The sequence below is a fragment of the Aeromonas sp. 30P genome, from assembly GCF_051919805.1.
Lineage (GTDB): Bacteria > Pseudomonadota > Gammaproteobacteria > Enterobacterales > Aeromonadaceae > Aeromonas > Aeromonas veronii.
Genome location: NZ_JBQBEA010000001.1, coordinates 2,398,299 through 2,412,214, shown reverse-complemented (window position 1 = coordinate 2,412,214; position 13,916 = coordinate 2,398,299). Strand labels below are relative to the sequence as shown.

Below are 13,916 nucleotides of genomic sequence, written 5' to 3'. Positions count from 1 at the left end.
GGATCAGGGCTCCTCGGTCGCATTTGTTGCATTGAACGGGGCGGGCAGCAGCAATTCCTTGAGTTGGGCGATCAGCAGTTCCATCTCGGTCGGCAGCAGGGTGGCCATATTGAGCAGCACCTTCTGCTGGCGCACGGTGGCGATGACCGGCACCGGCAGTTCGCGCAAATCGTCGAGCAGCTGCTGGGCCGGGCGCGGGTCGGTGCACTCCAGCGCAGGGGCCGGATAGAACTCGTCCGGCAAGGTGCCACCGCCCACCACCAGCTGGGCGGGGACCGGCACAAAACAACCGGGCAGGGCGGCCATCAGCTGGTCGGATCTCGCCTGCATGGCGGCCGGATTGCTCAGGGTGCGATGGGCGATACCCTCGCCGACGGGAGATTTGTTGAGCTTGTGAATGAGCAGGCGTTCGAGCAGGGAGTAGACGATGCGGCTCGGGCGGAAGGTACGCATCATGGGGTGCTTTTCCAGCCGCTTGATAAGGTCGCTGCGGCCGCTGATGATGCCCGATTGCGGGCCACCCAGCAGCTTGTCGCCGGAGTAGCAGACCAGATCCGCCCCCGCCTTGATGTACTGGCGCACCGAGGTTTCATCCGGCGCAAACTCTTCGGTGGTCAAGCCGGAGCCCTGATCCACCGCCAGCACCACGTGCTCGGGGAGGGCGCGGGCCACCTCGCCGATATCGGGGGATTCGGTAAAGCCGCGAATGGCGAAATTGGATCTGTGCACCATCAGCACCAGCGCGGTCTGATCGGTGATGGCATCGAGGTAATCTTTGGCGGTAGTGATATTGGTGGTGCCCACCTCCACCAGTTTGGCGCCGGAGAGGGCCAGAATATCGGGGATGCGAAAGCCGCCGCCAATCTGGATCTGCTCGCCGCGCGAGACGATCACCTCGCGCCCCTTGGCTACCTCCTGCAGCAGCAAAAAGAGCGAGGCGGCGTTGTTGTTGACCACCAGCGAATCCTCGGCCTGGGTGAGGCAACGTAGCAGGGGGGCGATCAGCCCCTTGCGTCCGCCGCGTTTGCCGGTGGCGAGATCCAGCTCCAGATTGTTGTAGCCGGTGTTGAGGTCACGCACCTCATCCCACAGTTCGGCACTTAACGGCGAACGCCCCAAATTGGTATGCACCAGGGTGCCAGTGGCGTTGATCACCCGGGTTTGACGCTGGCGCAACTGCTGTTGGCAGCGTTTGGCAATCAGCGCCTCGATCTGCTCGGGGGCAACGCCATGCTGGCGAAACGCCTCGCTCTGGCGCAGCTCGCTCAGGGTGTCGCGCACCGCCTGAGTCACCAGCGGGCGGCTCAGCGTATCGATAAACCCGGCGAGAAAGGGTTGCTGCAGCAGCTGTTCCACTTGTGGCAAACGGCGCGTTTGTTGCTGGCTGGGCTGTTGCTGAGAATCTGGCTGTGAATCGTCGGTAGCCTGACCTGATGCAGGCTGGCGGTGGGGGATGGCTGGCGCGTGAGACGAGTTCGGCATGGGATTACCAGTGCAGTGCGTGGGTTCGGGAGGCGCACCGGTTTGCCGATAGAGAGGCCGAGCTGACGGGTTATGGCACTGCTGGCGATTTGCGGATGACTGCAAACTGGATGCATCAATGAGCGGGTATAAATTAATGCTGCATCGATGCTGATAAATTAATTTTTGGCCAGCGAGATAACCTGAGTTCGGATTATATTGGCAAGCGGCAAGCACCTTTTTTAAGGTATTACTTCAAACATATTGAACAAACAATGGAAATAACATCCAGGCCGAAAAATTCAGCGAGAGAGTATTTGTTCAATAGATAAATTTGGCGGAAGAGGCAGGAATCGAACCTGCCAAAGCCTTCTCGGCTCACATCGGTTTTGAAGACCGAGGAGGCCACCAGACCCCATCAACTTCCGTAACGGTCGCCATTTTGTGGCAAATTTCTGTGACTGGCAACGCTTTTTTTGTCATAAAAAATCGAGAGTTAGCGATTTTTTGAAAAAAGCAAAGAACCTTGTTTTATATCAAGTTCAGCACAATTATCCCGATGTTTTTAATTTAACATCGGGCCTCGATCACATTGCCGGAACCGTCGGTCAATAACGGTCGTTAACAACTCGCTAAATAATCACCTCTTGGAATTGTCAATATTCCACTGCTCCAGTTTATCTATTAACAAGTCGGTATCTTTGGCTGCATCAAGATGCTGATAAAGATAATCCATCGCCTCGCTCACCATCTCGGTCATCGGGAAGGAAAACGCCACGATGGCCGGTTGTACCCCGACAAAGATCACCTCGGGGACAAAGGTCTTGAGCTCGTCGATCAGGAAATTGAGCGGCATATTGTGGGTCGAGAAGATAAACATTTCGGCGATGGTCTCGGGGGGATCACCTGCAGGGTTCCCGCCTTCTCGCCGATCTCGGCGGCATCCACCAGCACCACTCGCTCCGGTTGCAGCTCCCGCACCTTGTAGACCACATTTTCCGGCGCGATGCCGCCGTCGATATGGATCCAGCCGGGCAGGGGGGCGGCTTGCAGCTTGTCGGCGAGATAGGGGCCGGCACCGTCGTCCCCCATCATGGCATTGCCCACGGTCAACACGAGATTGCAGCCCATCAGCGGCTCCTTACCATCAGGTACATATGGGGGTCGTTAAAGAGGGCGGTGAGCTGATCCATAAAGGTGTTGGTCCAGCCCAGCTCCTGCTCATCGAGCACGCCTTCGGCTTTGCGCAGTCGGTCGAAGGCGCAGGCCAGCATATGGCAGTGCTCGCGATAGATGGTGATCTCGCCAAAGGTGAGAAACCCCTCCATCTTGCGGCGCGCTTCACTTCCCTCTGGCAGCTTGGCCACCCAGTCGCGATAACCGGTCAGCGAGCAGACCAGGTCTGCTCGCAGGCAATCGACGATGCCGAGGTGGTGGCCGATGGCGAGGCTGTAGTACATCACCTCCCTGGCCTCTTCCGGCACGTCGAACTGCTCGTCGACGAACTTGCGCGAGAGGCGATAGAAGAAAACCTCGTCAGCCATGTACCGCCTCTCCCTTGCCGGCCGCCCGGTTGAGACAGGCGTTTGCGAGGTTGTTGACGATCTCCGAGAGGCGCGGATCGTCGTGCTGATCGAGGTAGCTCTGGATGCGCAGATCCACATCCTGCTGGGTCGCCCCTTCGAGCAGGGCCATAAACTCGTCGGCGATGATCCGCCCCTGACGGTAACCGGCCATGCGGCGCGCTTCGCGTTCGATCATCACCCGGATTTCATTGGGGATGCCGGTGTGGCGCAGTTCGACCCGCTCACCCGGTTGCACCTCGTGGCTGGTGGCTTTGAGTTTTTGCTCAAGCAGGCCGAGCGCCACCGCAAAGCCGTAGATGGTGGCTGCCGGAGTGGGGGGGCAGCCGGGGATATAGACATCCACCGGCACGATCTTGTCGGTGCCGCCCCAGACGCAGTAGAGGTCGTGGAAGATGCCACCGTCACAGCCGCAGGCGCCGTAGGCGATGCAGATCTTGGGATCGGGCGCCGCCTCGTAGGCACGCAGGGCTGGCACCCGCATCGCCCGCGTCACAGCGCCGGTAAAGAGCAGGATGTCGGCGTGGCGCGGGGAGGCGACCACCTTGATGCCGAAACGCTCGGCATCAAACAGCGGGGTGATGGTGGCGAAGATCTCGATTTCGCAGGCATTGCAGCCGCCGCAATCGACCCGGTAGACATAGGCTGAACGGCGAATGTCCTTGAGCAGGGTCTTCTTGAGTTTGGTGATCTCGGGATCCTGTGCCAGCGGCACGGCGCGGGTATGGGCATGGCCGACAACCGGTTCTATGCCTTTGATCTTGCTCATCACATCCACTCCTTTTGTGCGGCCATCGGTGTGGCTATCGGTGTGATCAGGGCCGAGTCAGGCTGGCTCAGCATGCTCTGTTTTCGTTTGCAGTCGGGGCAGTGGTGCAGTCGCTCTGGCGGCGCTAGCGGCTTGGCATCGCGAGCCAGCGGCGTGCCTGCCTGCTTGAGGGTGTCCTCCACCAGCGCCACCAGCTTGCTCGGGGCAAAGTAGATGCCGCACAGGGTGCAGGGGGCCAGCGCGAAGCGGGCCTCCTCATAGAGATCCGCCTTGTTGGTTACCGCCAGCTCGAACTCGGGGGAGAGGGCGATGGCGCGGGTCGGGCAGACCTCCTCGCAGCGGCCGCAGAAGATGCAGCGCGCCATGGAGATCTCCCAGCGTCGTTCGCCGGTCTCCATATCCACTTCCATAACCAGCGCATTGGCCGGGCAGGCTTTGGTGCAGGCGGCGCAGGCGATGCACTGATCCGCCTGATATTTGGGTTTGCCGCGAAAATCCCGGTTCACCTCGTAAGGAGCGAAGGGGTACTTGGCGGTCGGGGTGCCAGCCTTGAGGATGGTCTTGAACAGCTTGATCATGATGACCCCTTATTTCAGCGGAGAGTTTTTGCGATCGATGCCGTAGCGCTCGATCTCCTTGTAGGAGACCACGGTGGATTTGCCCTTCTTGGGGTCGACCAGGGTGACCCGGTCGGTACAGGAGTAGCAGGGATCCAGACTACCGATGATGAGCGGCGCATCCGCCACGGTATTGCCGCGCAGCATGTAGCGCAGAGCAGGCCAGTTGGCGTAGGTGGCGGCGCGGCAGCGCCAGCGGAACAGCTTCTGGTTATCCCCGGTCATGCTCCAGTGCACGTTCTCGCCACGGGGCGCTTCGGTAAAGCCCAGCGCAAACTTGCCCGGCTGATAGGTGAAGCCTTCGGTCAAAAGCGGCCCTTCCGGCAGGTGCTCAAGACCAAACTCAATCATGTCGAGGGAGTCGTAGAGCTCGTGGATCCGCACCAGCACCCGGGATTGCACATCGCAACCCGCCTTGGTCTGGATCTCCATCGGCAGCTCGCGGTAGCCGGCAAAGTCGTGGACCCGGCGCACGTCGCGCTTGAAGCCGCTCGCCCGCACCATGGGGCCGACGCAGCTGAAATCGCGGGCAATCTGCGGCTCGAGCTTGCCGATACCGATGAGGCGGGAGGAGATGTTGGCGGTATCCAGCAGCATGGCCACCAGGGGTTTGAGCTCATCACGGAGCTCGCGCACCAGTTGGGCACCCTTGATGCGATCTTCCTTGAAGATGTCGCGGCGTACCCCGCCAATCAGGTTGAGGCCGTAGGTCTTGCGGGCGCCGGTGAGCAGCTCGGCCAGGGTCATGGATTTTTCCCGCACCCGGAAGAATTGCATAAAGCCGGTGTCGAAACCGGTGAAGTGGCTCGACAGGCCGATGTTGAGGATATGGCTGTGCAGGCGCTCCACCTCCAGCAGCACGGCGCGGATCATCTTCGCCCGCTCCGGCACCGGAATGCCCATGGCGTTCTCCACCGAGGTGGTGTAGGCGACGCTATGGGTAAAGCCGCAGATGCCGCAGACCCGGTCGGTCAGGAAGGCCACTTCGTTGTAGCCCATCCGGGTTTCCGCCAGCTTCTCCATGCCGCGATGGACATAGAAGAGGCGGTAGTCGGCATCGATGATGTCTTCCCCATCGACGAACAGACGAAAGTGGCCCGGTTCGTCCGAGGTGATGTGCAGCGGGCCGACCGGCACGATGCGGTTGGCATCACTGCCGAGCTCGTTGACGAAGGGGTAGGTCTCGGTGTCGGTGGTGGGCATCGGGCGCTGGCGATAATCCATGGCGTCCTTGCGCAGGGGGTGGATATCCTCCGGCCAGTCGTCCGGCAGTACCAGACGGCGTTCGTCCGGCAGGCCGATGGCGCGCAGGCCGTACATGTCGCGGATTTCCCGCTCGCCCCATACCGCTGCCGGAATGGTCGGGGTGATGGAGGGGTACTCCTGGGTATCGGCATCCACCAGCACCTTGACGGTGATCCAGCACTTGGTGTCGCCCTCCATGGAGAAGACGTGGTAGACGGCGAAGTGGCCGTTGAGGCTGCGCTCGTCATTGGCAAAGGAGAGCGGAAGCCAGCCCCCCAGCTGATGGAAGATCAGGCTGGCCGTCTCGACCAGACTGGTGGGTTTGACGGTAATGGTGGCCTGATCGGCGGTTTGCCACTCCTCGTCGACGATGGCGTGGGGCAGTTGTGCTCGCACCTGCTGGATGTAGTCGCAGCCGATGCGATCCGAAATGGCGATGGTCATGCAGTTCTCACTTTAATGTTCGGGAATGAGCATTCACAAATGATGAAATCGGAAAAAGTTGCTGTGCTGGCGGGCATGATTCAGATCCCGACCAGATAGGCGAGCAGCGCCAGCAGGGCCAGCCCCAAGCCGTAGCGGGTGAGCTTGTGGGTGCGCACGAACTGGGTACGTGCCATGGCGTTTTCGATGATGCCAGCCAGCAAAAAGGCCACCAGCAGCTTGCAGGCGAGGATCAGCGCTGCGCCGATGAGCGCAGGCAGACTCCAGTTGGCCGCCTTGCCGAAGGGGAGGAAAATCACCAGAAAGAGCTGCACTACCACCAGTTGCTTGAGGCCGATGGAGAGCTTGAGCAGGGCCAGCCCCGCACCGGAGTACTCGGTGAGTGGCCCCTCCTGCAGCTCCTGCTCGGCTTCGGCGCAGTCAAAGGGCAGTTTGCCCATCTCGACAAACACCGCGAAGGCGCAGGCGGCACCGGCCAGCAGGGTGGCGATGGGCGCGGCCAGTGGCTGGGTCGCCACATAGCTGCTGATGTTGCCCAGATCCGAGCTGCCCACCATCATCGCCATGATGAAGCAGGCGAGCACCAGAATGGGCTCTACCAGAATGCCGAGAGTCAGTTCGCGGCGGGCGCCGATCCCTGCAAACATGCTGCCGCTGTCGAGCCCCGAGAGGGAGAAGAAGAAGCGGAAGATGGCGAACAGATAGATATCGGTGATGAGATCCCCGGCGATGGGGAAGGGGGACTCGTGAGTCAGGGTCGGCAGCGCCATCCCTACCAGCAAGAGGGCGGCGATGAGTAGCGCAGGCATCAGGTTGAAGATGATGCCGGCAGGCTCGGGGGTCACCTCCTGACGGCGCAGGAGTTTGGCGATATCCCGGTAATCCTGCAGCAGGCCCGGCCCCTGACGGGAGTGCATCTTGGCTCGCAGCACCCGGTTGAAACCGGTGGCGAGCGGCGCCAGCGCCAGCATGGCGATGGCCTGGGTCAGGGCGAGGGCAACCATGCCCCAGCTCGGCATTTCAAGAACAGGCATATCAGACTCCTACAGCCATCAGGATAAAGAGCGCCAGCACCACGCCGTGCAGCAACCAGCCGGTTGTCCCGCTGGTATCGCTCACCCCGTGCAGGGCGCTGGCCAGATCGAGCTGCGGCTGCTTGCGATAGAGCGGCGCGCAGAGTCGGCGCAAGGTGTGGGTGACACCGCCAGAGGTGAGGCTCATGCGCTCCTCATAGGCGTAACCACAGGCCCACGGGGTGCCAGCGTGACGACGACCCAGCTTGGGGCCCTTGAAGATGGCCAGTACCAGCAACGGGATGAGGAACAGACCCAGCAAGGTGATGGCGATAACGGGCGGGGAGAGGATCGCCTGGCTGCTATCGAGTGGCAGCAGGGTGGCGCCGGTGGTCACGTTCATTTGGCCGCTTACCAAGGCTTGGCCATAGCTGGCGATATGGGGGGCAATCCAGGGGGCGCCCAGACCCAGCACCAGACAGACCGCGGCCAGCAGCAGGGTGCCTGCCACCATGGCGCCCGGTACTTCGCGGGCGTGGCTCGCCTTCTCGCTGCGCGGTGCGCCGCAGAAGCAGATGCCATACACCTTGACGAAACACATCACCGCCATGGCGCCGGTCACAGCCAGCATCACTACCGCGAGCGGCGCGACGACGGAGGTGCCGAGCTTGGCCATGGAGAGCAGCGACTGATAGATAAACCACTCGCTGACAAAGCCGTTGAGCGGCGGCTGCGCCGAGATGGCCATGGCACCGATGAGGAACGCCAGCGCAGTCCAGGGCATCAGCTTGGCCAGCCCCCCCATCTTGTCCATGTCACGGGTGTGCAGGCGGAACATCACCGAGCCGGTGCCCATAAAGAGCAGGCTCTTGAAGATTGCGTGGTTGAGCAGGTGATAGAGAGCGCCGAGCAGCCCCAGCACCACCAGTGCCGGCTGCTGGTTGGCGATGCCGATCATGCCGATCCCCATCCCCATCAGGATGATGCCGATGTTCTCCACCGTGTGGTAGGCGAGCAGCCGCTTGAGATCGTGCTCGGCCAGCGCAAACAGCACCCCGAGCACCGCCGAGCAGGCACCGAAGATCAGCACCACATAGCCCCACCAGAGCTGGCTGGCGCCGAGAAAATCGATGCTGACCCGCAAAATGCCAAAGAGACCCAGCTTCACCATGACGCCGGACATCAGCGCCGAGATATGGGAGGGCGCAACGGGCTCGGCCACCGGCAGCCAGCCGTGCAGCGGCACGAAACCGGCGCGCAGGCCAAAGCCGCAGAAGCTGAGCAGAAACACCAGAGAAGCCAAACCGCCCGTCAGATGGTGCTCGCGCAGCGCGGCGAACTCCAGCGAGCCAGATTCGCGGCAGAGCAGCCAGAAGGCGATCAGCATCAGCGCCATGCCGATATGGTTCATCACCAGATAGAGGCGGCTCTGTTTGGCGGCCTCGGGGTTGGTCTTGACCAGCCAGTAGGTGGTGAGGGTCACCAGCTCGTAGCAGAGCAAGAAACCGAGCGCATTGTCGGCCAGTACCATACCCACCATGGCAAACAGGAAGAGGTTCATTAGTGCGCCGATGGCCACATCGCCCTTGCCCTGATATTCGCGGATATAGGCAAAGGAGTAGAGGGCGACGGCGACGCCGACGGTGCTAATCACCAGCAGCATCAGCGCGGAGAGCATATCGAGGTGCACCGAGCCCAGCAGCCAGAGCTGGCCGTCGACGGGGGCGCCTTGGGCAAAGATCTGGAGGGCGGCGACCAGACCCGCGAGTGACCCCAGCAGGGCAAAGCCGCTATTGAGGCGGTTGGCCAGTGCGGGCAGCTTTTGCAGCAGCAAACCGGCGGCAGCGCCCAGCAAAAAGAGCAGGAGCGTGGCCATAACAAGGGGGGACAACATCAGCACGCTCCCTCTGTGGTGGATAAATCGGATGCAGGGAGCGCCGTGGCAGGCGCCGAGAAGGCAGAGGCCCCTTGCGGGTTGGTGTCGGCCGCTTGCTGGCGACGGATACGGGCGGCGCGTTCGGTGTCGCCGTCATTGACCAGCTTCAGTGCCTGGGAGGGGCAGGCACCGACACAGGCCGGGCCGTCGGCGCGAAACTCGCACAGGTCGCACTTGACGGCGATGCTGCGCACCCCCGGCTCCCAGCTCAGCAGATCCTCGCCAAAGCAGCGCAGGCCGGCGGAGGTGGAGGGGTTGCTGGAGCGGATGGAGCAGGGGATATAGGTGTCGTAACTGGTGGCCACGGCCACCGGACGGCTGCCGCCGCTCTGGATGGCGCCAAAGGGGCAGGCCACGGCGCAGAGATTGCAGCCGATGCAGAGTGACTCGTTGAGTTGCACGCAATCGCCGGTCTGGCGAATGGCCTCGACCGGGCACACCTTGATGCAGGGGGCATCGTCACAGTGACGGCACTGAACCGGCATGGTCGCCTGCTCGTGTCGCATAACGGTTAAACGGGGGGCTTGCTGCAAACCTTGCGCCTTGTGTACCTCGCTGCAGGCCGCCATACAGGTGCCACAGCCGATACAAAGCTTGGGGTCAGCGATAACGAAGCGGTTCATAGCCTACCTTGTCGTGTCGCGAACGGAGAAAGTAGGGGCAGGTTGGCAAGATACGGGCCAGATTGGTTTTTGCAGCGAAATTGGTTTTAAGTGGCTGTTTTTAAATAAATAAAAATATTCGTGTGGTTGGATGAACGCGCTGATGTGGCTGTCGAACTGTGACGTTCGTCACTTGTGACGAAGCCCCCAAGAGGGTTCGTCACCTTGGAAAACGCAGCATAAGCAGGGTGCAATGAACGCAGTGAATTGCACCGCTATCAAATATGTTCGCGGTGCACGGCGCTGCGCTTGTTGCACCCTACGGCGGTGGTCTGTTCGGATAGAGGCCGCCTGTTTTGAAACCGTAGGTTCGATTAGCGAAGCGTAATCGGACGCACGATAACGCAAATATATCGGCAGCATGCCGGGAACAGGGGCAATGAACGACGTGAATAGCACCGTTTGCAGCATATGGTCGCCGTGGTTTGCTCCCTTCTCCCCTTGCGGGAGAAGGGCTGGGGATGAGGGGGTCGGTCATTGGGGTTAACGGAAAAGAAGAGGGAGGCCAATGCCTCCCTCTCTATTTGCTGACGTTTTCAATGCCATCAAGAGGCCATCAACACGCCATCAGATATCCACCTGCGATCCCAGCTCGATAACCCGGTTGGGCGGGATCTCGAACTGATCCGGGGCCCGCAGGGCGTTGCGCTGCAGCAGCATAAAGAGCTTGCCGCGCAGATAGAGATACCAGGGGCGGTCTTTCATGATGAGCGACTCGTGGGCCATAAAGAACGAGGTCTCCATCATCCGGCAGCTGAGCCCCTCGGCGTTGCAGCGGTGGAAGATCTCCTCCACGTTCGGGGTCTCGCGCCAGCCGTAGCTCGCCACCACCCGCCAGAAGGTGGGGGAGAGCTGCTCGATGCAGACCCGGCGCACATTGTGGACGTAGGGGACATCCTCCACCCGCAGGGTGAGCAGGATGATCCGCTCGTGCAGCACCTTGTTGTGCTTGAGGTTGTGCAGAAGCGCATGGGGGATCACGTTGACCACCCGCGACATATAGACGGCAGTGCCGGCCACCCGGGTCGGCGGGGATTTTTCCAGCGAGGCGATCATCGGCTCAAGGGAGTTGCCGTGCTCGTTCAGGCGACGAATAAGCTGGAAACGCTCGCTCTTCCAGCTGGTCATCACGGTGAACATCACCGCGCCCAGAGTGAGCGGCAGCCAGCCGCCGGAGAAGATCTTGGCGAGGTTGGCGGCAAACAGCGGCACGTCGATACAGAGCAGCGCGGCAAACAGGATGGCCACCAGATACTTGTTCCAGTGCCAGCTGTTCTTGGCCACCGAGCAGGAGAGGATGGAGGTGAGCACCATGGTGCCGGTCACCGCGATGCCGTAGGCCGCCGCCAGATTGCTGGAGTGCTCGAAGCTCATGATGACGATCACCACCGAGATATAGAGCATCCAGTTGATGACCGGAATATAGATCTGGCCGGACTCCTGCTCGGAGGTGTGAACGATGCGAATGGGGGAGAGATAACCGAGCCGCACCGCCTGCCGGGTCAGCGAAAAGACCCCGGAGATCACCGCCTGCGAGGCGATCACCGTCGCCATGGTTGCCAGCAGCAGCAGCGGCACCAGCGCCCATTTCGGCGCGAGCAGGAAGAAGGGGTTGGCAATGGCGGCGGGATTGCTCAGCAGCAGCGCACCCTGACCGAAGTAGTTGAGCACTAGGGAGGGCAACACCACGATAAACCAGGCGAGGCGAATTGGATTCTTGCCAAAGTGGCCCATATCCGCGTAGAGCGCCTCCACCCCTGTGATGGCCAGCACCACGGCGCCGAGGGCAAAGAAGGAGGTGGTCTGGTACTGGACAAAAAAGCGCACCGCCCAGATGGGGTTGAGCGCACCCAGCACCTCGGGGTTGTGGATGATGCCGCGCAGCCCCAGCACCGCCAGCGTCATAAACCAGATCAGCATGATGGGGGCAAACAGCTTGCCCACCATGGCTGTGCCATGTTTCTGGATGGCAAACAGCAGGGTCAGCACCAGCACCGAGAGGGTGACGATATAGGGGTCGAGGGCGGGGGTGAGAATGCTCAGACCCTCGATGGCCGACATCACCGACATCGCCGGGGTGATCACCACCTCGCCATAGAAGAAGCTGCCGCCAATCAGGCCGAGGATGATCAGCAGCGGCGTCCAGCGGGTGGAGGCGTTGCGGGTCGCCAGCGACATCAGGGTGAGAATGCCACCCTCGCCGGCGTTGTCGGCCCGCATCACAAAGGAGAGGTACTTGACCGACACCACCAGGATCAGCAGCCAGAAGATCAGCGAGAGAAAGCCGAGAATGGAGGCCGGCTCGACGCCGAACCCGAATTGACCTGACAGGCACTCGCGCAAGGTATAGAGCGGGCTGGTGCCGATATCGCCATAGACTACGCCAATCGCCGCCAGCATGACGCCGGACATGGCTTGTTGTTTATCACAGTTCATGAGTTCATCTTGTCAGTTTGATGTTTACACGTTTGCCACAGCAGATCGCCCCGAACACATCAGGTATGTGTGGATACAACATCGGGGGAAATCAAAGGATTGCGATGGGAAGGGAGCTAATCGGATATAAAGATGCGTTTCATGGGACACAGTCTGTTCATCTGTCGTTAAGCTTATAATGACACACACTCTGCGGGTTCATGCTCAGGTATAAATAATCAAAACGTCCTTTTGAGTAAGGTTATTAATTGGCCGTTGATTGAAATATTCATGCGCTCTGCGGGCAACCGTTTGTTTTATCTGGGGAAGTGGTTTGGCCACTATTTTTTACCGGGTTGAGTGAAAAACAGACGATAAAATAGTGACTAATTAATTGCTGGCAGGACGGCAAAGGGGAGGGTGATGGGTAGCAATGGAGTCTTTATTTTGTCAGGGGAAAGGTAGGGTACAATGAATGAAAGAAATTGCAGCGCAAATTAAAAACGTAATAGGTGCAATGCACTGCACTTATTGCACCCTACGATAATCTACCGACACCAGTTAGTTTTTCTTATAATGATCTGCTTCTAAAGCTGCTGTAATATATCTAATAAACTCCCCGATACCTTCTGTCAAATTAATGCCATTTTTACTTCGGTCAACCAACTCATATAGTAAGACTAAATTCCTTTTTACCTCTAATTTATTTAGATCAATGTGATCGTAGTCGTGAAACACACTGCCGAATATTACACTATCTTCTATCATGTTACGCCATTTTATTGCATATTCATCAGTGTTGGTGTTGTCACATGCATAGGCAAATGCTGCAGCTATTGCATCTGCTAGTTGTACTCCGTGAACAATTTTAGAGTCTACTAAATTGAGTGGTTCTTTTAAGTTAAATGTGATGGGCGAGGCGATTCCAGCAATATGTGTAAACTGCTTATCTTCACGGTTTACCATGACATTAAAAATTTCTTGGTCATCACTTAATGGTTTGGAGTGGTCACAGTAAGCTGTTATCTCATCATATTTTTGCCCCCATTCTGCAAGGAGGCTAAATAGTGCGGTATTAGTTAAATCTAAAACCCATTTTCCTGATTTATCACCAATATAGCCATCAAGTTCATCAATTATCGATTTTTTATTATATATTGCGAATTCGCAAATTTTTTCTAAAACGGGGGTTATCCCTGAATCAATAGAGTCTGAAAACAAAGTGTTTAGCCCAGTAAAATCACCAGTTCTCATTAGTTTTTCAAAATCCTCAAAAATTTCTTCGGCCATTGCACCTTTGGTAGAAAATTCCAGGTAGAGTATATTACTAATAAATCTATGGAAGTTTATATTGTAAAAAATAGAGTTGACACTTGATATGGCTGGTTCAAAAATATACTCGAAAAACTTTCCTGCTAATGCATACTTCTTCTCGGAAACAGATACTTTAAACCTACCTCTAAAGTTTTGAACTATTTCATCTATAGCCCTTTTTCCGCGAGCTCCTTTTAGTAAATTACAGCCTTTAATTTCATTGTTCTGAATTTTATATTTTTGAATGATGTAATTGGTGAATACTTCAGCCTCTTCATGAGAACATTCTAAAGATGCATAGCAGAATATTTTTTGCTGTTTGTGAAGTAAATTATTACCAGTAAAGCCTGATTCATCAAAATGCAAAATAGCATGGGTCTGTATTATCTCATGACTACTTTTATTGTCCATTCTATGCTCTCTTATGTATGTTGATATGGTAAAGTCGTAGGGTACA

The 13,916-nt window shown here is 58.2% G+C and carries 12 protein-coding genes and 1 tRNA gene; all 13 read right to left on the bottom strand.

Annotation, left to right across the window (positions count from 1 at the left end; all coding sequences use genetic code 11):
* Nucleotides 1–3: 3 nt before the first annotated feature.
* Nucleotides 4–1,482 (bottom strand): L-seryl-tRNA(Sec) selenium transferase, encoded by a 1,479-nt coding sequence (gene selA, locus ACTG2B_RS11060; RefSeq protein WP_439995768.1) that lies wholly within the window; start codon nucleotides 1,480–1,482, stop codon nucleotides 4–6.
* 314 nt (nucleotides 1,483–1,796) lie between these two features.
* Nucleotides 1,797–1,888 (bottom strand) — tRNA-Sec (locus ACTG2B_RS11055).
* Nucleotides 1,889–2,101: 213 nt separating this feature from the next.
* The gene (locus ACTG2B_RS11050; RefSeq protein WP_439995767.1) at nucleotides 2,102–2,317 is read right to left on the bottom strand and encodes a hypothetical protein; all 216 of its coding nucleotides are present in this window, start codon (nucleotides 2,315–2,317) and stop codon (nucleotides 2,102–2,104) included.
* On the bottom strand, nucleotides 2,299–2,592 hold the full coding sequence (locus ACTG2B_RS11045; RefSeq protein WP_439995765.1) for a hydrogenase maturation protease: 294 nt from the start codon (nucleotides 2,590–2,592) through the stop codon (nucleotides 2,299–2,301). The genes ACTG2B_RS11050 and ACTG2B_RS11045 overlap by 19 nt, the downstream gene beginning before the upstream one ends.
* Nucleotides 2,592–3,005, bottom strand: a complete 414-nt coding sequence (locus tag ACTG2B_RS11040; RefSeq protein WP_054544741.1) for a formate hydrogenlyase maturation HycH family protein — start codon at nucleotides 3,003–3,005, stop codon at nucleotides 2,592–2,594. The genes ACTG2B_RS11045 and ACTG2B_RS11040 overlap by 1 nt, the downstream gene beginning before the upstream one ends.
* A complete protein-coding gene (locus ACTG2B_RS11035; RefSeq protein WP_005333324.1) occupies nucleotides 2,998–3,813 on the bottom strand; it encodes an NADH-quinone oxidoreductase subunit B family protein in 816 nt (271 codons plus the stop codon). The genes ACTG2B_RS11040 and ACTG2B_RS11035 overlap by 8 nt, the downstream gene beginning before the upstream one ends.
* The gene (locus tag ACTG2B_RS11030; RefSeq protein ID WP_439995763.1) at nucleotides 3,813–4,391 is read right to left on the bottom strand and encodes a formate hydrogenlyase complex iron-sulfur subunit; all 579 of its coding nucleotides are present in this window, start codon (nucleotides 4,389–4,391) and stop codon (nucleotides 3,813–3,815) included. Before ACTG2B_RS11030 ends, ACTG2B_RS11035 begins: the two co-directional genes overlap by 1 nt.
* A gap of 9 nt (nucleotides 4,392–4,400) precedes the next feature.
* Nucleotides 4,401–6,119: a hydrogenase large subunit gene (locus ACTG2B_RS11025; RefSeq protein ID WP_040065714.1), complete on the bottom strand. Its 1,719-nt coding sequence runs from the start codon at nucleotides 6,117–6,119 to the stop codon at nucleotides 4,401–4,403.
* Between the two features lie 80 nt (nucleotides 6,120–6,199).
* On the bottom strand, nucleotides 6,200–7,153 hold the full coding sequence (locus ACTG2B_RS11020) for a respiratory chain complex I subunit 1 family protein (protein ID WP_005345231.1): 954 nt from the start codon (nucleotides 7,151–7,153) through the stop codon (nucleotides 6,200–6,202).
* Nucleotide 7,154: 1 nt separating this feature from the next.
* Nucleotides 7,155–9,026 carry a hydrogenase 4 subunit B gene (gene hyfB, locus ACTG2B_RS11015; protein ID WP_439995760.1) on the bottom strand — a complete coding sequence of 624 codons (1,872 nt, stop codon included), beginning with the start codon at nucleotides 9,024–9,026 and terminating at the stop codon, nucleotides 7,155–7,157.
* Entirely contained in the window at nucleotides 9,026–9,691 is a 666-nt protein-coding gene (locus tag ACTG2B_RS11010; protein WP_201885969.1) for a 4Fe-4S dicluster domain-containing protein, read from the bottom strand. Before ACTG2B_RS11010 ends, hyfB begins: the two co-directional genes overlap by 1 nt.
* 606 nt (nucleotides 9,692–10,297) lie before the next feature.
* Nucleotides 10,298–12,166 carry a low affinity potassium transporter Kup gene (gene kup / locus ACTG2B_RS11005; RefSeq protein WP_104014706.1) on the bottom strand — a complete coding sequence of 623 codons (1,869 nt, stop codon included), beginning with the start codon at nucleotides 12,164–12,166 and terminating at the stop codon, nucleotides 10,298–10,300.
* Nucleotides 12,167–12,706: 540 nt separating this feature from the next.
* A complete protein-coding gene (locus ACTG2B_RS11000; RefSeq protein WP_439995758.1) occupies nucleotides 12,707–13,870 on the bottom strand; it encodes a DUF3800 domain-containing protein in 1,164 nt (387 codons plus the stop codon).
* Between the last annotated feature and the right edge of the window lie 46 nt (nucleotides 13,871–13,916).

Bases quoted from the DNA above. Each gene is read 5' to 3' on its own strand.
- selA (WP_439995768.1), bottom strand. From the start codon at position 1,482: ATGCCGAACTCGTCTCACGCGCCAGCCATCCCCCACCGCCAGCCTGCA.
- ACTG2B_RS11050 (WP_439995767.1), bottom strand. From the start codon at position 2,317: ATGCCGCTCAATTTCCTGATCGACGAGCTCAAGACCTTTGTCCCCGAG.
- ACTG2B_RS11045 (WP_439995765.1), bottom strand. From the start codon at position 2,592: ATGGGCTGCAATCTCGTGTTGACCGTGGGCAATGCCATGATGGGGGAC.
- ACTG2B_RS11040 (WP_054544741.1), bottom strand. From the start codon at position 3,005: ATGGCTGACGAGGTTTTCTTCTATCGCCTCTCGCGCAAGTTCGTCGAC.
- ACTG2B_RS11035 (WP_005333324.1), bottom strand. From the start codon at position 3,813: ATGAGCAAGATCAAAGGCATAGAACCGGTTGTCGGCCATGCCCATACC.
- ACTG2B_RS11030 (WP_439995763.1), bottom strand. From the start codon at position 4,391: ATGATCAAGCTGTTCAAGACCATCCTCAAGGCTGGCACCCCGACCGCC.
- ACTG2B_RS11025 (WP_040065714.1), bottom strand. From the start codon at position 6,119: ATGACCATCGCCATTTCGGATCGCATCGGCTGCGACTACATCCAGCAG.
- ACTG2B_RS11020 (WP_005345231.1), bottom strand. From the start codon at position 7,153: ATGCCTGTTCTTGAAATGCCGAGCTGGGGCATGGTTGCCCTCGCCCTG.
- hyfB (WP_439995760.1), bottom strand. From the start codon at position 9,026: ATGTTGTCCCCCCTTGTTATGGCCACGCTCCTGCTCTTTTTGCTGGGC.
- ACTG2B_RS11010 (WP_201885969.1), bottom strand. From the start codon at position 9,691: ATGAACCGCTTCGTTATCGCTGACCCCAAGCTTTGTATCGGCTGTGGC.
- kup (WP_104014706.1), bottom strand. From the start codon at position 12,166: ATGAACTGTGATAAACAACAAGCCATGTCCGGCGTCATGCTGGCGGCG.
- ACTG2B_RS11000 (WP_439995758.1), bottom strand. From the start codon at position 13,870: ATGGACAATAAAAGTAGTCATGAGATAATACAGACCCATGCTATTTTG.